Below are 22,567 nucleotides of genomic sequence, written 5' to 3' on the forward strand. Positions count from 1 at the left end.
GCGGCAGCACAGTGGTGCTGCCGCGGCCGGGTCATTTTCACTCCCGCCCCGAAGTCGCCACCGCCAGCACACCCGCCAGGGCCGCCGCGAGCAGCAGGGGGATGCCCAGGCCGTGGTGGATCACCAGCCACGCGCCGAGCGTCGCGCCCGCCACCATGGCGATGACGGCCGCCGTACGCCGGGGGGAGCGGTGGCCCGAGCCGTCGCCGATCGCGGACTCGGAGGCGAGGCCGGTCAGGGTCATCGTCAGGACGGTGGTCGTGAGGTCCGGCACACGGAGTTTGCGGACCGTCGCGTTGCGCAGGCCCATCGCGAAGGCCGTGAGGGCGATCAGGGCGTAGGTGGTCGCGGTGGCGCCCGGCGCGACGAAGGCGACCACCGCGGACGCGCCCACGAACACCGCCTCCGCGGTGAGCGTGACCTGGGCCCAGGTCCTGCGTGAACCGCCGCCGAACCGCCCCGCGATCCGGCCCCCGACCGCGGCGCCCGCCAGGAAGCAGGCCAGCGAGGTCGAGGTGTGCGGGATCGAGAAGCCGGGGGCGCCGGCCGCGGCGAAGCCGAGTACCACCACGTTGCCGGTCATGTTCGCCGTGAAGACGTGCCCGAGTCCGAGATAGCTCACCGCGTCGATCAGCCCGCTCACCACGGTCAGCGACAGCAGCACCACCACCAGACGCACTCCGCGCGCCTCGGGGTCGGCGGGCCGTGGCCCGGTGTTCCCGGCGCCCTCCGCGCTCTGTTCGCTCATGGGGGCTCCGGGGGGAGGTGGCGGGCACGGTGTGCTCAAGTCCACCACGGACGCGGGGGGACTCCCGGACACCGGGGCGCCCCGCGTGTCCGGTGCGCCGCGCCCCCGGGGCAGCCGTGCCCGTGAGGTCCTCCGCGGTGCCCCTGGTGTCCTTCCGCCCGGGTGTGCCCCGGAGTCACCATGGCTCCTTATACCTCTGGGGACAACGGAAGCGGGCGCTCAGGCGTACGACGGGAGCCCGGTGGATGAAGAGGTGGGTGGAGGGGCGTATGGACAGGCGGCAGCACGGCGAGGGCGGGCGCCCACGGGTGGGATCACCGGCACGTACCGCGCCCCTGCCACGCCCGGTCTCCCCGGGCCCCCACCAGGTCCGGACCGGGTCGGACGCCACGCCCAGGACGCCCGGCGAGATGGCGGCGATCCAGCGCACGGCCGGCAACCGGGCGGCGTCCGTGTCCGTGCAGCGGGTGGGGGAGTCGAGCACGAGCGCGCCTCCCGCCGCCGAGGAGTCCGGCCGGGAGGACCAGGGCGCGGCCGTGATCACACGGCTGAGCCGGTCGATCGAGGGCCATGTCGTCGTGGCCAAGATGAAGGTGAACCCCTTGGCGCCGGGCACGTGGTGGCCGGAGCACTGGATGCCGGACGGGCCCGCGCGCCTGAAGCGCACCCTGGAGCGGCGGGTGATCAGCGGCGAGCTGTTCGGCGCCCAGGACCTGGAGGACATCAGGACGCTCTCCCAGCTGAACCCCCAGTGGCTCGCGAAGGTGGGTATCGGCACCTTCAAGGAGTCCGAGGACTACATCAAGGGTGACCACAAGGACTGGCTGCGGAACCTTCCGGGCAAGCGCATCCTCGCCGCGACCCTGGCCTTCCAGCAGCACGCGCCGGGCACGCGTCCGGCGGGCGCGCCCACCCCGATCGCCCCGGACTACACCCTCGGCCGTTTCATGACCACCAAGGCTCCCGGGGGCTCGGGCGAGGAGAAGCAGACCCTGCTGGCCGAGCGGGACGAGCAGATACGGCAGACCGCCGTCGACACCCTGCACCCGGCCGGACTCCCGTCCGAACGCCTCCACCCCGACGCGGGCAAGGCCGAGACGGTGAAGCACGCGGCGAAGGACGCGAAGGCCCGTGACGTCTTCACCTCCGTCCTGCTCCTGCTCCAGCACGGACTGAAGACCTACGACCCGGGGGCGGGCGTGGCCGCGCATGTCGACTACCGCGAGGGTGACGTCGTGCGGGCGCTCGCCCACGGCGGCCGGGTCAACATCCGCATCCCCGCCCTGCGCGCGGGCGAGTCGCCCCAGTCGCTGACGGACTTCCTGGGCGTCACGGACGGGGGCCGACGCGCGGGGTTCGTCGACAAGCGCGATTTCGCCACGCACCGCACCGCCATCGAGAAGAACAAGAAGGGGGGCGAGCCGGGCAAGTTCCAGGAGCAGGGCGGCATCGGCGCGTCCGTCACGAACTTCCTGACGCCGGCCGTGCCCCATGTCGGGCCCGAGCGTCCGCAGCTCATGGGCATGGACATCTCCGGCGGCGGGTTCGGCTCGCGGGACTGGAACGGCGACGTGGTCCTGCCGAACGGCTCGTACGGTCACATGCTGCTGATTCTCACCCCGCCCACCGCCGCTAAGGACGGCTCCCTGCTGGTCGGCATCGAGACGATCAAACCCCATGCCGAGAGCCCGGTCGGCTATGTGCACAACGCCCGGTCCACCGAGGCCACGGCCAATTCCGAGTCGGTCCTGCACGGTCACAAGGGGGACAAGGTCGGCACCGGCGGGCTGAAGCACAACGAGCGCCTGGTGGAGCTGCGGGAGCTGGGGAAGGCCCAGGGAAGCGGGGACTGGCGCGCGTTCCTGGACCAGATCAAGCGGGAGTGGCTCGACGAGCTGGAGAAGAACAAGGACGACATCGCCGAGCAGCGGAAGATGTACGAGCGGCTCGTCGGCCGACGGCAGCACTTCTACGAGCAGACCGAGCAGACCGACCAGGCTGAGTAGACCGAGCAGGCTGGGTAGGCCGGTTCGTTCGATGTTCGGTGGGCATGGCGAAGGCGGCGGCCCCGGGGATCGGGGGGCCGCCGCCTTCGCGTATACGGGTGCCGTGTGGCGCCGGGGGTCACCGGTGGGCCACTCAGTACCAGTTATGGGCCTGCCAGAAGTTCCAGGCGGCGGCCGGGCTGCCGTAGCGGGAGTTCATGTAGTCCAGCCCCCACTTGATCTGGGTGGCGGGGTTCGTCTTCCAGTCGGAACCGGCGGCCGACATCTTCGAACCGGGCAGGGCCTGGACCAGGCCGTAGGCGCCGGAGGAGGAGTTCGTGGCGCTGGCGTTCCAGCCGCTCTCGTGCTCGACGATCTTGCTGAAGGCACTGAACTGCGCGGCGTCCGGGATCATCTTGTGCGCGATCGCCTGGGCGGAGGAGGCCTGGCCGGTGGCGGCCTGAGCGGGCGCCGCGGCGAGGACCATGCCGGTGGCGGCGGCAGCCACGGCGGCGGTGGTGAGGACCTTCTTCGGGGAAGCGGCGATGTTGCGGATGAAGGAGACGGACACGCGGAGAACCTCTCTTCGGGAACAGGGCCGTCGCGGTGCGCCCTGTTCCACACGACGTGTGGTGGAGGCGTACATCGGCGCCGCGACCCGGGAGGGGTTCGTGGCGCCTTGCGACTGCTTCAGAGAAACAGGCTCAGGGGGGTGTCCGCAATGACCCCTTTTACTAGTGGTGGTCGCATCCAGGGGAAACGTCCCTTGTGTGACCTGGGTCTCAAACCCCAGGTCAGAGGGGTTGACGACGCGCGCATGCCAGGCCTTCGGGACTACTAGCCCGCTTCGTATGTGACGTGGGTCCTATGGGCTGCTTCACTCCGCGACTGGCGGAAGGTGTGCGGGTGGCTACGGGGCGCGTCCGTGTGGTGTGACCTGGGTCGCACGTCACCGGGGTTCGAAGGTGACCGGGGTCTCAAAGGCGGCCCGCCGCGTCGCCCGGCGCAGCGCCTTGAGGAGGGTCGCGCCGAGCGCGAGGGTCAGGACGACGGTGACGACGGCCCGGCCCAGGTCCCAGCCGAGGGAGGTGGCCAGACAGTAGGCGAGGAAACGGGCCAGGTTGGCGGTCACGTCGGCATGCGGGTCGAAGGCGACGTTCGAGGCCAGCGCGCCCATGAAGGGCCAGCCGGCCAGGTTCATGACCGTGCCGTACGCGAACGCGGCGCAGAACCCGTACGCCGCGAGCAGGGCGAGTTCCCCGCGCCCGCGCAGCCGGTCGGGGCCCGGCAACAGCCCGGCGCCCATCGTGAACCAGCCCATCGCGAGCATCTGGAACGGCAGCCACGGACCCACCCCGCCCGTGAGCAGCGCGGAGGAGAACATGGTCACGGACCCGAGTACGAATCCGAACCCCGGTCCGAGCACCCGGCCGCTCAGCACCATCAGGAAGAACATCGGCTCGATCCCGGCCGTCCCGGCGCCGATCGGCCGCAGCGCGGCGCCGGTCGCGGCCAGCACCCCGAGCATGGCCACCGCCTTCGGGCCGAGCCCGGACTCGGAGATCGTCGCCATGACGACGGCGACGAGCAGCACCAGCAGCCCAGCGAACAGCCAGGGCGCGTCCTGCGCGTGCGCGGCGACCTGCGAGCTGGGATCGGCGAAGAGCGGCCAGCCGAACCCGGCGACCCCGACGGCGCTCACGAGGCAGAGGGCGGCGAGGGAGCGGGGGCCGAGGCGGACGGCTTTGATCCGGAGCCGGGCTTCCACCGGCGTCATGCGAGGGCCTCCCTGACCTGGGTGACCGTGAGCCACGGCTGCGGCGCGAGCACCTTCGTGACCTGGGGGGCGAAGGACGGGGAGGCGACGACCACCTCGGCCGTGGGGCCGTCGGCGACGATCTCGCCGTCCGCGAGGACGACGACACGGTGCGCGAGCTCGGCGGCGAGTTCCACGTCGTGGGTGGCCAGGACGATCGCGTGACCCTCGGCGGTCAGGCCGCGCAGGACCGTGACCAGACGGGCCTTCGCCGCGTAGTCCAGGCCGCGGGTCGGTTCGTCGAGGAGCAGGAGCGGAGGGCGGGCCGTCAGGACGACGGCCAGCGCGAGCGCCAGCCGCTGCCCCTCCGACAGATCACGGGGGTGGGTGACGTCCCCGATGTCCGGCAGCAGCTCGGACACCAGGGCCCGGCAGGTACCGGGCTCGGCCCCCGCGTCCTCGTCGGCCGCCGCGCACTCGGCGGCGACCGTGTCGGCGTACAGCAGGTCGCGCGGTTCCTGCGGTACGAGACCCACCCGGCGTACGAGGTCCCGTGGTGCCGTCCGGTGCGGGACCGCGCCCCCGACCAGGACCGAACCGGCGGCCGGTACGACCAGTCCGACCAGCGTGCCGAGCAGGGTGGACTTCCCGGCCCCGTTGCGGCCCATCAGCGCGATGATCTCGCCGGGGGTGGTGGTGAGGTCGACGCGCCGGAGCGCCTCGACGCGGCCGTGGCGGACGGCGAGGGCTTCGATCGAGGCCGGGGCCGTCGCCTGTGGAACCGACGCCCGCGGGGCTGTCGGCCGCGGGGTCCTCGGCTCCGGGGTCCTCGGCTTGGGGACGAGTTCCGTGAGCCGCTCCCGCAGGGCCCCCGCCCTGCGCCGTGCGTCGCGCACGGTGAGGGGGAGCGGGGACCAGTTGGCCAGCCGGCCCAGGTCCACCACCGGCGGGTACACCGGGGAGACGGCCATGATCTCGGACGGGGTGCCGAGCGTCGGCGCGGCGCCCGGGGACGGGAGCAGGGCGACCTGGTCGGCGTACTGGATGACGCGTTCGAGGCGGTGTTCGGCCATGAGGACGGTCGTGCCGAGGTCGTGGACGAGGCGTTGCAGGACGGCGAGGACCTCCTCGGCGGCGGCCGGGTCCAGGGCCGAGGTGGGCTCGTCGAGGACCAGGACCCGTGGGTGGGGGGTCAGGACCGAGCCGATGGCGACGCGCTGCTGCTGGCCGCCGGAGAGCGTGGCGATCGGGCGGTCGCGCAGGTCCGCCAGGCCCAGCAGGTCCAGGGTCTCCTCGACGCGTCGGCGCATCACGGCCGGAGCGAGGCCCAACGACTCCATACCGTAGGCGAGTTCGTCCTCGACCGTGTCCGTCACGAAGTGGGACAGCGGGTCCTGGCCCACCGTGCCGACCACGTCCGCGAGCTCGCGCGGTTTGTGGGTGCGGGTGTCCCGTCCGGCGACCGTGACCCGGCCGCGCAGGGTGCCGCCCGTGAAGTGCGGCACAAGTCCGGACACCGCGCCGAGCACGGTCGACTTGCCGACGCCGGAGGGCCCCACCAGCAGGACGAGTTCACCCTCCGGGACCTCGAAGTCCACGCCCTGGACGGTGGGTTCGACAGCTCCGTCGTACGTCACGGAGACATCCTCGAAGCGGATCATGAGGGGTCCTTGGGGGTGGAGGGTTCCCGCGAGTGGGGTGTCGGGGCGACGAAGGCGGGGAGCAGGCCGAGCAGGATCGCCGCCGCGGGCCACAGGGGCAGGGCGGGGGCGGTCAGCGGGAGGACACCGGGGCTCAGCGCCGCGGCGTCGTACGCGGCGGAGACGATCAGTCCGGCGGCGACCGCGACTCCGGAGCCCGTCACCAGCCAGGCCCGTACGCCCCACACGTCCGGGCGGTAGCGCGTGCGGACCGAGCGGCGCCCGCCCAGCCACAGCCCGCCGAGCGCCGCGGCCACTCCGGCGAGCAGCACGGGCAGGCCGTAGGTGCCGCCCTCGGCGGTCAGCACCCCGTACGTGCCCGCGCAGACGCCGAGCAGGCCGCCCAGTGTCAGAACGGTGGTCGTACGGCGGACGGCGGGCGCCACCTCGGCGGTGCGGCCGTAGCCGCGGGCGTCCATCGCCGCCGCGAGGGCGACCGAACGCTCCAACGCGCCCTCCAGGACCGGGAGTCCGACGTGCAGCAGGCCGCGCAGCCCACGGTCGGGGCGGCCGCGCAGACGGCGGGCGGCGCGCAGCCGTCGGCCGTCCGCGATCAGGTTCGGCGCGAAGGTGAGTGCGACGACCACCGCGACGCCCGCCTCGTACAGGGCGCCCGGGAGTGACTTCAGCAGCCGTGCCGGGTTCGCGAGGGCGTTCGCCGCGCCGACGCAGATGAGGAGCGTGGCCAGCTTCAGGCCGTCGTACAGCGCGAAGAGCAGGCCCTCGGCGGTGACCCGGCCGCCGACCCGGATGCCCTGGGCCCAGTGGGGGAGGGGGAGTTCGGGGAGGGTGACGAGGAGGTGGGTGCCCGGGATGGGCGAGCCGAGGAAGACGGCGAACGCCAGCCGGATGCCGAGGACGGCGATGCCGAGTTTGGCGAACGCGGTGTAGGAGCGGGCCCAGGGGGCGTCGGTCCGGCGGGCGGCCACCACGTAACCGGCCACGGCTATGAGGAGGGCGAGCAGGAGGGGGTTGGTGGTGCGGGAGGCGGCGGTGCCCAGGCCCAGGGCCCAGATCCACCAGGCTCCTGGGGGGAGGGCGTTGGAACGGTGTGCCTTCGGCGCGCGTGTCATCGTCGGTCGCCGTACTCAGGGCCGGCGGCGGCGGGTCTGCCAGACTGCCGCCCCGCCGAGCGCGGCGACCGCGACGACTCCCGCGAGCAGGCCCAGCGACGGGCCGTGCCGGGCCGGCTCGGACGTGGCGTCGGCGTTGTCCTTGCCGTTGTCCTTGGCGTCGGCGTCGGCTTTCGCGGTGGTGGGAGGCGTGGTGCGTGACGTCGCGACCTGCTCGCCGCAGCCCGTCCCGGGGTAGCCCGCGATGGCGCACAGGAGGGCGTTGGTGTCGTAGCGGAGCGGTTTGGCGACCGTCGCGAGGGCCTCGGCCGTGGTCGCGTCGGCGGGGACGCGGGCGCAGACCGACCGCGGTGCGGGCGGTGTCTCGCCGCCCGGGGCGTCCGCGGCCGTCCCGGAGTCGATGACGAGGGCCACCCGCTTGTGGTCCGCCTGGGCGGGCGTCTTCGCGCAGATGGACGCGAAGTCGGCGTGGCCGCGCGGCTTGGAGGCGTCCTGCGAGTCCGCGCTCACCGCGAAACGGAAGCCCTGTACGTCGCCGTCGGACGGTCGCGCGGTCGACGGGCCCTGCGTCGCGTACGTCCACTTCCCGCCGGTCAGGTCCCAGAACGACCAGTAGCGGTAGCCGACGGCCCGGGCCTGTCCCGCGCCGCCGAGTACGAGCAGGAGCAGGGACAGGACCAGCGCGCACGTCCGACGGCGGCTCACGACTGCTGCTTCTTGTTGCGGGCGCTGATCAGGAAGCCGATGCCGATGCCGCCGACGAGACCGACGCCGATGATCCACCAGACGCTGACGCCGCTGTCGTCCTTCTTCGCGGCTTCCTCGGCGGACGCGGACGCGGAAGCCTTGGGCTCGGCCGGGAGGGACGCGGGCGCGGGGCCGGTGGCGTTGAGCTGCTTGACGAGGTCCTGGCCGCCGAAGTCGCGCGGGTCGAACGTCGCCGCGTCGGCGGCGAGGACGAGCTGCGCGTACGCGGCGGGGCCGGCCTGCGCGGCCCACTGCGCGGAGTGGGTCTCCAGCCAGCGCATCGCGTCGGCCGCCTTGTCGCCGTGACCGGCGGTCGCGAGCGCGACGACCGCGTCCGCCGTGTTGCCGTAGTCGGGCTGGTTCTTGGCGCCGGGCATCGCCGAGGTGAGGTGCTGGTCCTTGGCGAGCGCCTCGACGAGGTACGCGGCACCGTTCTGGGCCGCCCGCTCGGGGCTGTCGGCGCTCCCGCAGGCGACGGGGTCGGCCGCGGGCTTCAGAGGCTCACCGGCGAGGCCCTTGCCCAGGGCTCCGACCACGGCCGCCGCCGTCGCGTCCGCGTTGGCCGCGAGCTTGCCCTTCTTGTCCGGCTGGTAGGCGAACGCGCCCCCGTCGGCCCCGCCGCACGGGATCGACAGCTTCACGAGGGCGTCGTACGGCGACTTGCCGTCCTTGGAGACGTCCGCCGGCTTGGTGCCCATCGCCGCCAGCGCCCCGATCACCACGGACGTGGAGTTCGCGTCGCTCGGGCCGCCCGCCGTGTAGCCCCAGCCGCCGTCCTCGTTCTGCACGGACTTCAGCCAGGCGACGGCCTTGCCCGTCTCGCCGCCGTGGCCGCCGAGCGCGGCGAGGGCCTGCACGGCCGCCGAGGTGCTGTTGGTGTCGACCATCGTCTTGGCGTCGCACTTCGCCGACGCGTCGGCGCGGTACGCCGCGAACGCCCCGCTCGCGCACTGCTGCCCGGTCAGCCAGTCGACGGCCTTCGCCGCGGGCTTCACACCGACGGTGTGCTGGGCGAGCAGCGCGAGGGACTGCCGCCAGACGCCGTCGTAGGTGGGGTCGGAGGTGCCGTAGAGGCCGGAGGGTATCGCCGGGGCGGGCGAGGGCGAGACACCCTCGGCCACGGCGGCCGGGGCCAGGGCCGTACCGATCACTACGGTGGCGGCCAGTACCGCGGCGCTGCGGCGAACAATCATGACTCTCCCTGCGGAAGCCGGGCAGCACCGGGCGCAGGCTTGGCCCCGAGCGGCTCCGGCCCCGTATCCCTCGACGGTGCCGGCCACCGGCGGGCTGCCGATGGCACGAGCCGGTCACGTCCCGGACGAGGCGATCCGGCTCGCCACCCCTGTGGGGGTGGCTCACGGTTGCGGGTCAGCGCCGGAATTGCACCGGCTTCTCCGCGTACGGGTGTGATGACGACCTGCTCACTGTACCGGCCCGTAGGAATCGCCTGAGGAGCGGCTGTGAGGGTGGATAGGTTCGGAGCCATGCGTACGGGGAGACTGCTCGGTTCGGGGCGTTCGGCGGATGTCTTCGAGGTGGAGGGGGAGCGGGGCTGGGTGGTGCGGCGGGATCGGGACGGGTGGGGGGACTCGGCGGCCGAGGCGGCGGTGATGGAGTACGTGCGGGGGCATGGGTATCCGGTGCCGGCCGTGCGGGCGGCGAGCCGGACCGAGATGGTGATGGAGCGGCTTTCCGGGCCGACCATGCTGGCGGCGTTCGAGGCGGGGGAGATCGGCGCGCGGGAGGGTGGTGGCGTGCTCGCCGGACTGCTGCGCGCGCTGCACGCCGTGCCCGGTCGGGGTTCGGGTGACGCGGGCGTCCGCGTACTGCACCTGGATCTGCACCCGGACAACGTGATGCTCACCACGGACGGCCCGAAGGTCATCGACTGGTCCAACGCCGAGGACGGGCCGCCCGGCCTGGACTGGGCCATGTCCGCGGTGATCCTCGCGCAGGTCGCCGTCGGCGGTGAGGTCTACGCGGAGCTGGCCCGCGAGACGCTGGTCGCGATGCTCGACGGGAACACGGACCGGGTGACGCAGGAGGGGCTTGTCGAGGCGCGGGTGCGGCGGGCCGCCAATCCGACCATGAGCGCACATGAAGTCCAACTCCTCGGTGATGCCGAAGAGTTGATCCGGGCGTTGCTGCACTGAGCGATCTGGCGCCGGAAGTCTCGCATCAACGGCATCGGTCATGGCACGGGTGCCGGAACCGTTGCCTCCGTGGGCTGGCACAGGACCAGGGCGAGATCGTCGGCGAGGGCGGTGCCGGTGTGGGCGAGCAGGCGGGCGTGCAGGGCTCGCAGGGCCTCGTCGGGGAGCGGCTCGCGCAGGGCGAGCGCCGCCTCGCCGAGGAGGGGGAACGGGGCGCCCTCCGCGTCACGGGCCTCGGTGAGGCCGTCGGTGTAGAGGAGCAGCCGGTCGCCGGGCTGGAGCCGTACACGGTACTGGAGCGGATCGGGACCGAGGCCCAACGGCGGGGTGGGGACGAGGGGTTCGAGGAGTTCGATGCGTCGGCCGGAGCGCAGCGGGGGCGGATGGCCGCAGTTGACGAGCCGCACCTCGCCGGGCGCGAACTCGGCGAGCACCGCGGTGACGAAGTCCTCGGGGCCCAGTTCGGGGGTGAGGAGGGCGTCGAGTTCGGTGGTGAGGGTCGTCAGGTCGGGCGAGGTGTAGGCGAGTTCACGGAAGGCCGTGATGGTGTCGGCGCTCAGCCGGAGCCCCTCGACGCCGTGGCCCCGTACGTCGCCGACGATGACCCGCAGGCCGTACGGCGTCACCGCGACGTCGTACAGGTCGCCGCCGACGGCCGATTCGTGGGAGGCGCTGTGGTACCGGGTACAGACCCGGGTGCCGTCGAAGGTACGGGAGATGGGCCGCAGGATCGCCGTCTGGGTGACCCGGGCCACCTCGTGGGCCCGCGCCAGCCGGTCGTGGAGGCGGTCGCGCTGCCGGGCCGCGTACACGGTGAGCGCGCAGCCGACGAGGAGTCCGCCCCAGCGGATGCCGAAGCCGGTGCTCGGCACCGCGTCGTCGCCGATGCCCATGGCCAGGCCCAGGACCGCCGACCAGCAGCACACCAGCACGGTGTGCCGGACGCCGAGCCGGGCGCAGGCCAGCAGCGGGCCGATGAGCAGCAGGGTGATGAGCGGCGGCACCCGGTCGAAGAGCAGATCCGGCACGGCGATCAGCAGACAGGTGACGAGCGGCGCGAGCAGCATCCGGCGTTCCCGCCGCTCCGGCCGATCCCGCTGTTCTTGGTGTTCTTGGTCTTCTTGATGGCCTTGGTGTTCTTGGAGTTCTCGGCGATCTCGCTGCCCCTGCTCTCTCGTGCCCATCACCCGACGATCTCCGAACAGCGACCTCCGCACCCTCACCAACAGGGAGTTGATCGCATCTCGTCGAAAGGTGCCCGGAACTGTCGAGGTGCCGACACTCTTCTGTCCGAGTTGTCGGACGGCCGCCGGAGCCGGTGGTGATCCGTCCAGACTGGTCGTCGTGTCCGACAAGACGACCGAGCCGACGCATCCGACCGGCCCCGGCCCCGGCAATCTGCCGCCCGAGACGCACAGCTTCGTCGGACGGCGGGAGGAACTCCGCTGGCTGGAGACGGAGTTGGACCCCTCGGTGGGCATACACCGGCTCCTGAGCGTCGTCGGCGTCGGCGGAGTCGGCAAGACCCGGCTCGCCCTGCGCGCCCTGGGCCGGGTCCAGGAGGCCTATCCCGACGGCGTCTGGCTGGTGGAACTCTCCCCCCTGCACACCGCGGGCCTGGTCGGCCTCGCCGTCGTGGAGGCGCTGCGGCTCACCGACCAGTCCACCGGCCCCGTCACCGAGGTGGTGGCCGCATGGGCCGACGGCAAAAGGCTGTTGCTCGTCCTCGACTCCTGCGAACACGTCCTCGCTGACTGCGCCGCGCTCGTCGAGACCCTGCTGCCCGCCCTCCCCGGCCTGCGTGTCCTCGTCACCAGCCGCGAACCGCTCGGACTGCCCGGCGAACTCGTACTGCCCCTGGACCCGTTGCCGGTCGTCGACGACGCGGTCACCCTGTTCGCCGACCGCGCCGCCCTCACCGGGTTCACCCTCGACGACGCCAACCGCCCCACCGTGGAGGCCGTCTGCCGCCGCCTCGACGGCATCCCGCTCGCCCTCGAACTCGCCGCCGCCCGCCTCTTCGAACTGTCCCTGGCCCAGCTCCACGGCCGACTCGGCGAACGCCTGCCGTCCCGGCTCGACCTGCTCAGCGCCCCGCGCGACGGCGCCGGACCGCCACGCCATCAGACACTGCGCACGGCGATCGGCTGGAGCCACGAACTGTGCGCACCGCTGGAGCGGCTGCTGTGGGCCCGGCTCTCGGTGTTCGCGGGCGGCTTCTGCGTGGGCGCCGCCGAGGAGGTCTGCGCGGGCGGCCCGCTGCCCGCCGGGCGGATCGCCGCACTGCTCGCCCGGCTCGTCGAGCAGTCCATCGTGCAGCGCCACCGCACCGACCCGGCCCGCTTCCGACTCCTCGACACCGTCCAGGAGTTCGGCGCCGACTGGCTGCGCGCCCTCGGCGAGGAACACGCCGTACGGCTGCGCCACCGCGACCACTTCCGGCGGCTGGTCCGCCAGGGATGGACCGAGTGGAACACCGGACGGCAGGTCGCCTGGTGCGAACTCACCCTCACCGAACACGCCAACCTCCGTGCCGCGATGGACTGCGCGCTCGCCGAACCGGACAGCCGTTTCGTCCTGGAGATGGCGACCGACGTCGGTTTCCTGTGGCGGCACTGCGGCTATCTGCGCGACGCCCAGCACTGCCTGGATCTCGCGCTCGCCGCCCACCCGGGGCCCGGCCCCGACCGGACCCGCGCGCTGTGGGTACGCGGCGCGGTGGCGCTGCTCCAGGGCGATCTGGAGGCCGCGGCCAACTGGGCGGAGCGCTGCATGGACGCGGCGGACGCGCGGGCCGATCCGGCGACCGTGGTGGCCGCCGCGTGCCTCACGGGCAGCCAGTTGGCCCTGAGCGGGCGGCTGGCCGAGGCGATCGACGTGCTGTCCGCCATGCCTCGACTGCCCATCAGGGAGGACGGGTTCGGGGGCGCCCAGCTCCACGTCCGGGTGGTGCTCTCCTTCGCGTACCTGCTGAGGGGCGAGTACGGCCGGTCGCGCGCGGTGGCAGAAGAGGCGCGCGAGGCCAGCGCGGCGTGCGGGGAGTCGTGGGCGGCCGCCTTCGCCGACGTGATCGTGGCGCAGACGGACCTGGCCCGCGGTGACGTCCACGCGGCCGTCGGCAACGCCCGCACCGCGCTGGCCGGCCACGGCCTGCTGCACAACACCGTCGGCGCGGCCATGGCACTGGACGTCTTGGCCGCCGCGGTCGTCGCGGCCGGCGACGGCCTGCGCGCCGCCCGCCTCCTCGGCATCGGCCAACGCGTCTGGGAACTCACCGGCCGGGCCCAGATGGACTCGCCCGACCTCCTCGCCACCCGCCGTTCCCACGAACTGCGCATCCGTGCCGCGATCGGCGACAGCGCCTACCGCACGGCGTACGAGGAGGGTTTCGGGATGCCGTACGAGGAGGGGCTCGACTACGCGGCGGAGGGGCGGTGACGGGCAGGAACAGGGTGCGGTTCGAGAGCAGCCGAGAGTGGGGGAGGCCGATCTGCACGGGCGGTCCGGCCGGGACCATGCCGCCGCTGTGGCCGTCGACCCGGTAGGTGGTGAAGTGCGAGGTGGCCCGCGCCTCGGTCGGTGAGTCCACGGTGACCAGGACGTTCGCCATCATGCGGCGCGAGAGGCGGTCCGCGGGGCGCGCACCGAAGTACGCGCGCAGGGCCCCACGCCCCTCGACGAGCCGATCGCCCTCCGGCCACCGCCAGACGCCGCCGTCTCCAACGTATTCCAGCGCCCGGCGAACGCGTTACGGCGCCCCGCGAACGCGTTACAACGCCACGTACGTCACCGGATCGCTCCCCGTCACCGCCTCCGCCCGGCCCAGTTTCACCAGGCGGCGCACATGGGCCTCGGCCTCCGACACCGCGATGTTGCGGGAGGTGAAGGGGATCTGGTCCCACGGGCGGTTCCACTCCATGCGCTCGGCGAGCTGCCAGGAGGTGAGCGGGGTCGACAGGAGGGCGAGCAGGCCGGTGAGCCGGTCCTCGTGGTGTGCGAGCAACTCCCTCACGCGGCCGGGCGCGTCGGTGAAGGCGTGCTGGTGGGCCGGGAGCACCTCGGCCGGGTTCAGCCGGCCGACGCGCTCCAGGGCGTCCAGATAGTCGCCGAGGGGATCGGCGACGGTGGCGTCGTCGGGATCCTCGTAGAGGCCGATGTGCGGGGTGATCCTCGGGAGCAGGTGGTCGCCGGAGAAGAGGCGGCCGTTGCCGGGGAGGGCGGCCGGGTGGGTCTCCTCCAGGTGGAGGCAGACGTGGCCGGGCGTGTGGCCCGGGGTCCAGATCGCGCGCAGGCGGCGGCCCGCCAGGTCGAGGAGCTCGCCGGGCACGATCTCACGGTCGGGGAGCGCGGGGGCGAAGGCGGGCAGGCCGGTGGAGAGCCGGGCCGTGCGGGCCGCGTGCAGCCGGGCCACGTGCTCCTCGGGGGCGCCGGAGGACGCCAGCTTGTCCGCCATGTAGGAGAACCAGCGGTCGGGCCGGTTCTCCCGGGTCCGCCGCACGATCGCGGTGTCCAGCGCGTGCATCGCGATCCACGCCCCGGAGGCCTCCCGCACCTTGCCCGACAGACCGTGGTGGTCGGGGTGGTGGTGGGTGATGACCACGCCGTGCACCTCGGCGACGGAGACGCCGCAGGCGGTGAGCCCGGCGGCGAGGGCGTCCCAGGAGGCCGGGTCGTCCCAGCCGGTGTCGATCAGCACGGGGCCCAGGTCGGTGTCGACGAGATGGACCAGCGTCGTGCCGAGAGGGTTGTCCGGGATGGGGACCCTGATCGACCGTACGCCCCCGCCGTGATCGGTCACCTGCGTCATGGATCCCCACCAATCGCCGTGTTCTCGCCACTATAACTAGAACCGATTCCATTGGGTGCTCGAACCAACCGTTCTGTCATGGGTCCGGCCCGTGGACTCCGCCGACCGGAGCTGGTATCAGTTCTCCTATCTGATGAAGCGTCAGAAACCAGGGAGGCGGTCGGTCATGACCGAGCTCGTGGAGCACGGACAGCTGTTCATAGGCGGGGAGTTGACGGACCCCCTGGGCAAGGACGTCATCGAGGTGATCTCGCCGCACAGCGAGGAGGTCATCGGGCGCGTCCCGCACGCGTCGACCGAGGACGTGGACCGGGCGGTCGCCGTCGCGCGCCGGGCGTTCGACGAAGGACCCTGGCCCCGGATGAGCCTCGACGAGCGGATCGAGGTCGTCACCCGGATCAAGGACGGGATCGCGGTACGGCACGAGGAGATCGCCCGGGTCATCTCCTCCGAGAACGGCTCCCCGTACTCCTGGAGCGTCCTCGCGCAGGCCCTCGGCGCGATGATGGTGTGGGACGCGGCGCTCACGGTCGCGCGGAACTTCACGTACGAGGAGACACGCGACGGCGTCCTCGGGCGGATCCTCGTGCGGCGCGAGCCGGTGGGCGTGGTCGCGGCCGTGGTGCCGTGGAACGTGCCGCAGTTCGTGGCGGCCGCCAAGCTCGCGCCCGCGCTGCTGACCGGCTGCACGGTCGTACTGAAGCCGTCGCCCGAATCGCCGCTGGACGCCTATCTGCTGGGTGAGATCGCGAAGGAGGCCGGGCTGCCGGAGGGCGTTCTGTCGATCCTGCCCGCCGACCGCGAGGTCAGCGAGTACCTGGTCGGACACCCCGGCATCGACAAGGTCTCCTTCACCGGATCGGTCGCGGCGGGCCGGCGCGTGATGGAGGTGGCCTCACGCAATCTCACCCGCGTGACGCTGGAGCTGGGCGGGAAGTCGGCGGCGGTGGTCCTGCCGGACGCGGACCTCGCCACCGCCGTCCCCGGAATCGTCTCGGCGGCCTGGATGAACAACGGGCAGGCGTGCGTCGCGCAGACCCGGATCCTGCTGCCGCGCTCGCGCTACGACGAGTTCGCGGACGCCTTCGCCGCGGCGGCGGGCGCGCTGGTGGTCGGGGACCCGCTGGACCCGGCCACCCAGGTCGGCCCGCTGGTCGCAAGGCGCCAGCAGCAGCGCAACCTCGACTACATCCGCATCGGCCAGGAGGAAGGCGCCAAGATCCTCACGGGCGGTGGCCGTCCGCACGGACTCGACCGGGGCTGGTACGTCGAGCCGACCCTCTTCGGAGACGTCGACAACTCCATGCGGATCGCCCGGGAGGAGATCTTCGGGCCGGTGATCTGCCTCCTCCCGTACGGCGACGAGGACGAGGCGGTGAAGATCGCCAACGACTCCGACTACGGGCTGAGCGGCAGCGTCTGGACGGCGGACGTCGCGCACGGCATCGACGTCGCGCGGCAGGTCCGTACCGGCACCTACTCGGTGAACACCTTCAGCCTCGACATGCTCGGCCCCTTCGGCGGCTACAAGAACTCGGGGCTGGGACGGGAGTTCGGGCCCGAGGGGTACGGCGAGTTCCTTGAGCACAAGATGATCCACCTGCCGGCCGGCTGGGAGGCCTGAGGATGGGCGACCGCTGGGGGGTCGAGGTCGACCGCTCCGTCTGCATCGGCTCCGCCCAGTGCGTCCACCGCGCCCCGGAGGCCTTCCGGCTCGACACCGCCATGCAGTCGCATCCGGCCGAGGCGGAGACCGACGCCAACGAGAAGATCCTGGAGGCGGCGGAGAGCTGTCCGGTGGAGGCCATCATGATCACGCTGCTGGGCAGCGGGGAGCCGGTGTTTCCACCGGAGGACTGAGGTCGGGTGCGATCTCGACGCGATCTCGAAAAAAGTCCCTCTTTGGGTGGTTTCATTCCGCTGTAGGCGTTCTATGCTGGTAGTGGCCTACGAGGCGAGTGAGGGAGTTCAACCGGAGTAGCCGACTTTGGCGAGAGGCAGCAACTTCCGCCGGGGCCGACGTCGACGGTCGGGCTGAGAGGCCTGAAGGTAGTAGTCGGACCGGAAGGCGACCTCCACTACCTGATCCGGACCATGCCGGCGAAGGGAACCCGTCTCGTAGGTTTTCACGTGCCTTCGTGCACCGACACCGTGCCTAGGGCTTCTCGGTCGGCTCCGTCAGGTCGATCAGGCGGCACACCGTCTCGATGTCTATCTTGACCTGGGCGATGGAGGCGCGGCCGGAGAGCCAGGTGATCAGGGCGGAGTGCCAGGTGTGCTCGATGACCCGGACCGCGGAGAGCTGGGCGGGGCTCGGGTCGTCCAGCCCCATCGCGTCCAGGATGATCACCGTGGTCTGCCGGGACACCTGGTCGACCTCGGGGCTCACGCTGCGGTCCGCGAAGGTCAGCGCGCGGACCATGGCGTCGGCGAGGTGCGGCTCGCGCTGCAGGGCGCGGAAGGCCCGCATCAGCGTCTCCGCCACCCGCTCCGCCGCCGTGTCCCCGGCCGGCGGCTTCTTGCGGAGGGTGCCGTGCATGTGCTCCAACTGGTCCTGCATGGTGGCGACCAGCAGATGCACCTTCGAGGGGAAGTAGCGGTACAGCGTGCCGAGGGCGACCTGCGAGGACTCCGCGACCTCGCGCATCTGCACCGCGTCGAAGCCGCCCCGGCTGGCCAACTGCGCGCTCGCGTGCAGGATCCGGCGGCGGCGTGCCGCCTGCCGCTCGGTGAGCGGGGGAGAGGCCGGCTGCGCGGCGGGTCGCGCGGACTTGGCTTCCACCTTGACTTCCGCAGGCATGGGTCCCGTTCCGTGGTTCAGCTGGAGGAGCGACGAGACAGCATGGCAGACACTTCCGTGGGTCAGAACACATCCGTCATGTCATCCGCCCCGACGCTTCCGTCGTGGCGCGGATCACCTGATCCACTGCTCACAGAGACGCTACCTGCCGGTAGATTCAGTGCTCCTCGAACGATCAAGTCTGAAACTTGTTCTAGATTAGCGTCCCGGCGTAATCTCGCGGGAAAGTGCAGGGAGAAGGGGGCCGTAAGTGACCGCTGAGGCCATGGAGGCGGGCCCCGGAGCGGGCGCGGCCACCAACGGTGACGGACCGTTGCGCATCGCGCTCCTCACGTACAAGGGGAACCCGTTCTGCGGCGGTCAGGGCGTGTACGTACGGCACCTCTCGCGCGAACTGGCCCGCCTGGGCCACCGGGTCGAGGTCATCGGATCCCAGCCGTATCCCGTGCTGGACGAGAACCTCCCCGAGCTCAGCCACCACCTCACCCTCACGGAACTGCCCAGTCTCGACCTGTACCGCCAGCCGGACCCCTTTCGCACCCCGAGGCGTGAGGAGTTCCGCGACTGGATCGACGCGGTCGAGGTCGGCACGATGTGGACCGGTGGCTTTCCCGAACCCCTGACCTTCTCCCTGCGCGCCCGCCGCCATCTGCGTGCCCGGCGCGGGGACTTCGACGTCGTGCACGACAACCAGACGCTCGGGTACGGGCTGCTGGGCGACGTCGGCGCGCCGCTTGTCACCACCATCCACCACCCCATCACCGTCGACCGCCAGTTGGAGCTCGACGCCGCCGAGGGGCGCCGGCGTCGCGCGTCCGTGCGCCGCTGGTACGCCTTCACGCGCATGCAGAAGCGGGTCGCGCGTCGTCTGCCGTCCGTGCTCACCGTCTCCGGCAGCTCGCAGCAGGAGATCGTCGACCACCTGGGCGTCGCCCGGGACCGGGTCCACGTCGTGCACATCGGCGCGGACACCGACCTCTTCTCGCCCGATCCGTCCGTGCCGCAGGTGCCGGGCCGGATCGTCACCACGTCCAGCGCGGACGTGCCCCTCAAGGGGCTCATCCACCTCGTCGAGGCGCTCGCCAAGGTGCGCACCGAGCACCCCGGCGCGCATCTCGTCGTCGTCGGCAAGCGGGCCGAGGACGGGCCGGTCGCCCAGGCCATAGAGCGGTACGGCCTCGAGCGCGCCGTCGAGTTCGTCAAGGGCATCTCGGACGCGGAACTCGTCGACCTCGTACGGTCCGCCGAGGTCGCCTGCGTGCCGTCCCTGTACGAGGGGTTCTCCCTGCCCGCCGCCGAGGCGATGGCCACGGGGACGCCGCTGGTGGCCACCACCGGCGGGGCGATCCCCGAGGTCGCCGGACCCGACGGCGAGACCTGCCTCGCGGTTCCGCCCGGCGACTCGGGGGCGCTGGCGGCCGCGCTGAGCCGGGTGCTGGGCGACCCGGAACTCGGGGCACGGCTCGGCACCGCCGGACGCGCACGGGTCCTGGACCGCTTCACCTGGGCCCGCGCGGCCGAGGGCACGGTGGCCCACTACCGCGAGGCGATGGCCCTCTCCGACGCTCGGCTTCGCTCCCGCGCGGGGACCCCCGTCGCGCCCCGCACGCCCGTCCGTTCCGTGCCCGCCGGGACCACGGCCGACCGGATCGCCACCCTGGCTGTCGCGACCCCGGCCGCCGTCGCCACGGCGGAACCCACCCCCGGCCCCGTAGGTACCCACGGCCCCGTAGATTTCGGCCCGGCGACGGGCGTCACCCCCACCTCCGATCGTGAAAGCAGGGCCACGTGCTGACCGTCGACTTCTCCCGGTTCCCGCTCGCCCCGGGCGACCGCGTACTGGACCTCGGATGCGGTGCCGGCCGGCACGCGTTCGAGTGCTACCGGCGCGGCGCCCAGGTCGTCGCGCTGGACCAGAACGGCGAGGAGATCCGCGAGGTCGCCAAGTGGTTCGCGGCGATGAAGGAGGCGGGCGAGGCCCCGACCGGCGCCACCGCGACCGCGATGGAGGGCGACGCGCTCGCGCTGCCCTTCCCCGACGCGTCCTTCGACGTCGTGATCATCTCCGAGGTCATGGAGCACATCCCGGACGACAAGGGCGTCCTCGCCGAGATGGTGCGCGTGCTGAAGCCGGGCGGGCGCATAGCGATCACCGTGCCGCGCTACGGCCCGGAGAAGGTGTGCTGGACCCTGTCCGACGCGTACCACGAGGTCGAGGGCGGCCACATCCGCATCTACAAGGCGGACGAACTGCTGGGCAAGATGAAGGAGGCCGGGCTCAAGCCGTACGGCACCCATCACGCCCACGCCCTGCACAGCCCCTACTGGTGGCTGAAGTGCGCGTTCGGCGTCGACAACGACAAGGCGCTGCCCGTGCGGGCGTACCACAAGCTGCTGGTCTGGGACATCATGAAGAAGCCCCTGGCCACCCGGGTCGCCGAGAACGCGCTGAACCCGCTGATCGGCAAGAGCTTCGTGGCGTACGCGACCAAGCCCCACCTGCCCCTCGACTCCGCCGTGGTGGACGCTTCGTGACGACTCCACGCACGCCCCGGACGGAACACCTCGTCCTGCCCGGGGTCCTCACCGCGGAGGAGGCCGCCGCCACGGTGCGGGCCGTCCTCGGGGTGCAGCGACCCGACGGCGCCATACCGTGGTTCCGTGGGCACCACCTCGACCCGTGGGACCACACCGAGGCGGCCATGGCACTGGACGCGGCGGGGGAGCACGAGGCGGCCGAGCGGGCGTACGAGTGGCTGGCCCGGCACCAGAACCAGGACGGTTCCTGGTACGCGGCGTACGCCGACGGGGACGCGGACGACGTCACCGACCGCGGCCGGGAGACCAACTTCTGCGCCTACATCGCGGTCGGCGTCTGGCACCACTACCTCGCCACCGGCGACGACGCCTTCCTCGACCGGATGTGGCCCGCGGTCTACGCGGCCGTGGAGTTCGTGCTGCGCCTCCAGCAGCCCGGCGGGCAGATCGGCTGGAAGCGCGAGGAGGACGGCACGGCGGTCGAGGACGGCCTGCTGACCGGGAGTTCGTCCATCCACCACGCGCTGCGCTGCGCGCTCGCCATCGCCGAGCAGCGTGAAGAGCCGCAGCCCGACTGGGAGTTGGCGGTCGGGGCGCTGCGGCACGCGATCCGCAGGCACCCCGAGCGGTTCCTCGACAAGGACCGCTACTCGATGGACTGGTACTACCCGGTGCTCGGCGGCGCGTTGACCGGCGCCGAGGCCAAGGCCCGGATAGCGGAGGGCTGGGACCGGTTCGTGGTCCCCGGGCTCGGCGTCCGCTGTGTCGTCCCCAACCCGTGGGTGACCGGCGGAGAGTCGGCCGAACTCGCCCTGGCGCTGTGGGCCATGGGCGAGTCCGACCGTGCCCTGGAGATCCTCCAGTCCATCCAGCACCTGCGCGACCCGAAGACGGGCCTCTACTGGACGGGCTACGTCTTCGACGCCCGGACGATCTGGCCCGAGGAACTCACCAGCTGGACGGCCGGCTCGGTGCTCCTCGCCGTCGCCGCGCTCGGCGGCGACGAGGCGACCTGCGCGGTCTTCGGCGGCGAGCGCCTGCCGCTGGGCCTCGACGCGGAGTGCTGCTAGGACCTGTCGGCGGCTCGGCGGCTCGGCGGGGTCGGCTCAGTGGCGGTGCATGCGGTTGGCGATGGCGTGGCCGACGAAGAGGTACACGACGGCGGCCAGGCCGTAACCCGCGACCACGCGTGCCCACGCCCGGTCGAAGGTGAACAGGTCGCTGGACCAGCCGGCCAGCCAGCTCGCCACGTCGTGGACGAACTGGACCAGGTCGTTGGCCCGGTTCGCGTCCAGGAGGTACATCAGGATCCACAGGCCGAGGATGACGGCCATCACGTCGGCGACGATCGCGATGACCGTGCCCGCTTGGTTGGAACCGTTGCGATATCGAGGGGACATGACCTCCGGGTTGCCGCGTATCCGTGGATGAAACCCGTGGGGGACGGAACCCGAACGCCTCGCTCGAGTGGCGGGGCGGCCGTGTTCGGGTGAGCCTGCTGGAAGAGCCGTGTCTCCCGGAACCCGGGAGAACCGTTCCCTTCCCCGGAGGACCCCGTGCCCGTACCGATACGGCGCCTCGTCGTGGCGCTCACCGTCTGTTGCGCCCTGCTCGCCGGCGCCACGGCCTGCGGCAGTGGCAGCAGCGCCACCAAGGGCAACGCCGCCGCCGTCGTGGCGGCCGCCACCCCGTCCAGCAGCAGCACCGTGGAGAAACAGAAGCTCTCCAAGACCCGCTTCGTGGCGAACGCGGGCCTGGCCGCCGGAGCCACGTACCAGTGGATCGTGAAGCCCTGGAAGGCCGGCAAGTTCAAGAAGGGCGCCAAGGGCCGCAGGACCGCCCTGATCAAGGCGGCCCTGGCCGGCACGTTCGCGTACAACCGGCTCAAGGCCGCGAAGAGGAACGCCGAGGGCGACCCCACTCTCTCCAAGGCTCTCGCCCCGCTCAGCGCCGGCATCGACTCCCTCAAGAACCTGCCGTCCAAGCTCCGCAAGGGCGACTCGACGGACGCGACCGCGGGCGCCTTCGACGACATCATCAACAAGGTGAAGGACGCGGGCAAGAGCGCGGGCGCCCCGGTCACCGACAAGGTGCCGTCGACCTCGCAGCTGTCCGGCGGCTGAGCTCCGCCCGTCCTGTGAGCCCCGACCTGTCCGGTGCGGCACCGCTGCCGCACCGGACAGCCCATTCACGCCCAAGTCGGCAGTGGAGTGGGGAGATGGTCGTCCTTTGCCCGCGCTTCAGCTGGAGTTGAGGCTTC

At 72.2% G+C, this 22,567-nt stretch carries 19 protein-coding genes and 2 pseudogenes; 9 read left to right on the forward strand and 12 right to left on the reverse strand.

The features are described 5' to 3' along the window. Window positions 1–37: 37 nt before the first annotated feature. On the reverse strand, window positions 38–748 hold the full coding sequence (locus ACZ7M3_RS15605) for a YoaK family protein (RefSeq protein WP_472063701.1): 711 nt from the start codon (window positions 746–748) through the stop codon (window positions 38–40). A 269-nt stretch (window positions 749–1,017) separates the two neighbouring features. Here ACZ7M3_RS15605 and ACZ7M3_RS15610 point away from each other — a divergent pair, with 269 nt between their 5' ends. Continuing rightward, the gene (locus ACZ7M3_RS15610; protein ID WP_472063703.1) at window positions 1,018–2,754 is read left to right on the forward strand and encodes a PE-PGRS family protein; all 1,737 of its coding nucleotides are present in this window, start codon (window positions 1,018–1,020) and stop codon (window positions 2,752–2,754) included. A 133-nt stretch (window positions 2,755–2,887) separates the two neighbouring features. On the opposite strand, the gene ACZ7M3_RS15615 is transcribed toward ACZ7M3_RS15610, so the two are convergent. From ACZ7M3_RS15615 to ACZ7M3_RS15640, 6 genes and pseudogenes are all read right to left on the reverse strand, one after another. Further along, complete coding sequence (locus tag ACZ7M3_RS15615) at window positions 2,888–3,304, reverse strand: aggregation-promoting factor C-terminal-like domain-containing protein (protein ID WP_472063705.1); 417 nt, start codon at window positions 3,302–3,304, stop codon at window positions 2,888–2,890. Between the two features lie 378 nt (window positions 3,305–3,682). Beyond that, complete coding sequence (locus ACZ7M3_RS15620) at window positions 3,683–4,510, reverse strand: ECF transporter S component (RefSeq protein WP_472063707.1); 828 nt, start codon at window positions 4,508–4,510, stop codon at window positions 3,683–3,685. Continuing rightward, the gene (locus ACZ7M3_RS15625) at window positions 4,507–6,150 is read right to left on the reverse strand and encodes an ABC transporter ATP-binding protein (RefSeq protein WP_472063709.1); all 1,644 of its coding nucleotides are present in this window, start codon (window positions 6,148–6,150) and stop codon (window positions 4,507–4,509) included. The genes ACZ7M3_RS15620 and ACZ7M3_RS15625 overlap by 4 nt, the downstream gene beginning before the upstream one ends. Beyond that, window positions 6,147–7,253 (reverse strand): annotated as a pseudogene (locus tag ACZ7M3_RS15630) (CbiQ family ECF transporter T component); the annotation flags it as partial. The pseudogene ACZ7M3_RS15630 and the gene ACZ7M3_RS15625, both read right to left, overlap by 4 nt. Window positions 7,254–7,277: 24 nt before the next feature. Beyond that, window positions 7,278–7,967 carry an SCO2322 family protein gene (locus ACZ7M3_RS15635; protein WP_472063711.1) on the reverse strand — a complete coding sequence of 230 codons (690 nt, stop codon included), beginning with the start codon at window positions 7,965–7,967 and terminating at the stop codon, window positions 7,278–7,280. Beyond that, window positions 7,964–9,202 carry a prenyltransferase/squalene oxidase repeat-containing protein gene (locus tag ACZ7M3_RS15640; RefSeq protein ID WP_472063713.1) on the reverse strand — a complete coding sequence of 413 codons (1,239 nt, stop codon included), beginning with the start codon at window positions 9,200–9,202 and terminating at the stop codon, window positions 7,964–7,966. The genes ACZ7M3_RS15635 and ACZ7M3_RS15640 overlap by 4 nt, the downstream gene beginning before the upstream one ends. A gap of 291 nt (window positions 9,203–9,493) precedes the next feature. Between ACZ7M3_RS15640 and ACZ7M3_RS15645 the strand changes: the two genes are divergently transcribed. Next, the gene (locus tag ACZ7M3_RS15645) at window positions 9,494–10,162 is read left to right on the forward strand and encodes a phosphotransferase family protein (RefSeq protein WP_472063715.1); all 669 of its coding nucleotides are present in this window, start codon (window positions 9,494–9,496) and stop codon (window positions 10,160–10,162) included. 38 nt (window positions 10,163–10,200) lie between these two features. Here the strand turns inward: ACZ7M3_RS15645 and ACZ7M3_RS15650 are convergent, their stop codons facing one another. After that, complete coding sequence (locus ACZ7M3_RS15650; protein ID WP_472063717.1) at window positions 10,201–11,229, reverse strand: PP2C family protein-serine/threonine phosphatase; 1,029 nt, start codon at window positions 11,227–11,229, stop codon at window positions 10,201–10,203. A 277-nt stretch (window positions 11,230–11,506) separates the two neighbouring features. On the opposite strand from ACZ7M3_RS15650, the gene ACZ7M3_RS15655 reads away from it, so the two are divergent. Then, window positions 11,507–13,600, forward strand: coding sequence for an ATP-binding protein (locus ACZ7M3_RS15655; RefSeq protein WP_472063719.1), 2,094 nt, complete (start codon window positions 11,507–11,509; stop codon window positions 13,598–13,600). A 91-nt stretch (window positions 13,601–13,691) separates the two neighbouring features. Here ACZ7M3_RS15655 and ACZ7M3_RS15660 read toward each other — a convergent pair. Together ACZ7M3_RS15660 and ACZ7M3_RS15665 are read right to left on the reverse strand one after the other, a co-directional pair. Then, window positions 13,692–13,895 (reverse strand): annotated as a pseudogene (locus ACZ7M3_RS15660) (nuclear transport factor 2 family protein); the annotation flags it as partial. Window positions 13,896–13,931: 36 nt separating this feature from the next. Then, on the reverse strand, window positions 13,932–14,969 hold the full coding sequence (locus ACZ7M3_RS15665; protein WP_472063721.1) for an MBL fold metallo-hydrolase: 1,038 nt from the start codon (window positions 14,967–14,969) through the stop codon (window positions 13,932–13,934). Between the two features lie 166 nt (window positions 14,970–15,135). Here ACZ7M3_RS15665 and ACZ7M3_RS15670 point away from each other — a divergent pair, with 166 nt between their 5' ends. Then, window positions 15,136–16,593 carry an aldehyde dehydrogenase gene (locus tag ACZ7M3_RS15670; RefSeq protein WP_472063723.1) on the forward strand — a complete coding sequence of 486 codons (1,458 nt, stop codon included), beginning with the start codon at window positions 15,136–15,138 and terminating at the stop codon, window positions 16,591–16,593. 2 nt (window positions 16,594–16,595) lie between these two features. Continuing rightward, on the forward strand, window positions 16,596–16,829 hold the full coding sequence (locus tag ACZ7M3_RS15675; RefSeq protein ID WP_054230941.1) for a ferredoxin: 234 nt from the start codon (window positions 16,596–16,598) through the stop codon (window positions 16,827–16,829). A 295-nt stretch (window positions 16,830–17,124) separates the two neighbouring features. On the opposite strand, the gene ACZ7M3_RS15680 is transcribed toward ACZ7M3_RS15675, so the two are convergent. Beyond that, window positions 17,125–17,769, reverse strand: a complete 645-nt coding sequence (locus tag ACZ7M3_RS15680; RefSeq protein ID WP_351697482.1) for a TetR family transcriptional regulator — start codon at window positions 17,767–17,769, stop codon at window positions 17,125–17,127. A 250-nt stretch (window positions 17,770–18,019) separates the two neighbouring features. Between ACZ7M3_RS15680 and ACZ7M3_RS15685 the strand changes: the two genes are divergently transcribed. Genes ACZ7M3_RS15685 through ACZ7M3_RS15695 form a run of 3 tightly spaced genes read left to right on the forward strand, consistent with a single transcriptional unit; the run spans window position 18,020 to window position 21,377 of the window. Further along, window positions 18,020–19,564, forward strand: a complete 1,545-nt coding sequence (locus tag ACZ7M3_RS15685) for a glycosyltransferase family 4 protein (protein WP_472063725.1) — start codon at window positions 18,020–18,022, stop codon at window positions 19,562–19,564. Continuing rightward, the gene (locus ACZ7M3_RS15690) at window positions 19,558–20,304 is read left to right on the forward strand and encodes a class I SAM-dependent methyltransferase (protein WP_472063727.1); all 747 of its coding nucleotides are present in this window, start codon (window positions 19,558–19,560) and stop codon (window positions 20,302–20,304) included. Before ACZ7M3_RS15685 ends, ACZ7M3_RS15690 begins: the two co-directional genes overlap by 7 nt. Continuing rightward, complete coding sequence (locus ACZ7M3_RS15695) at window positions 20,301–21,377, forward strand: prenyltransferase/squalene oxidase repeat-containing protein (protein WP_472063729.1); 1,077 nt, start codon at window positions 20,301–20,303, stop codon at window positions 21,375–21,377. Before ACZ7M3_RS15690 ends, ACZ7M3_RS15695 begins: the two co-directional genes overlap by 4 nt. A 36-nt stretch (window positions 21,378–21,413) precedes the next feature. Here ACZ7M3_RS15695 and ACZ7M3_RS15700 read toward each other — a convergent pair whose 3' ends face one another. After that, window positions 21,414–21,707, reverse strand: coding sequence for a hypothetical protein (locus ACZ7M3_RS15700; protein WP_472063731.1), 294 nt, complete (start codon window positions 21,705–21,707; stop codon window positions 21,414–21,416). A 156-nt stretch (window positions 21,708–21,863) separates the two neighbouring features. Between ACZ7M3_RS15700 and ACZ7M3_RS15705 the strand changes: the two genes are divergently transcribed. Then, window positions 21,864–22,430 (forward strand): hypothetical protein, encoded by a 567-nt coding sequence (locus ACZ7M3_RS15705; protein ID WP_452967225.1) that lies wholly within the window; start codon window positions 21,864–21,866, stop codon window positions 22,428–22,430. The last annotated feature ends 137 nt before the right edge of the window (window positions 22,431–22,567 follow it).

Source organism: Streptomyces sp. NPDC111656 (genome assembly GCF_055656965.1).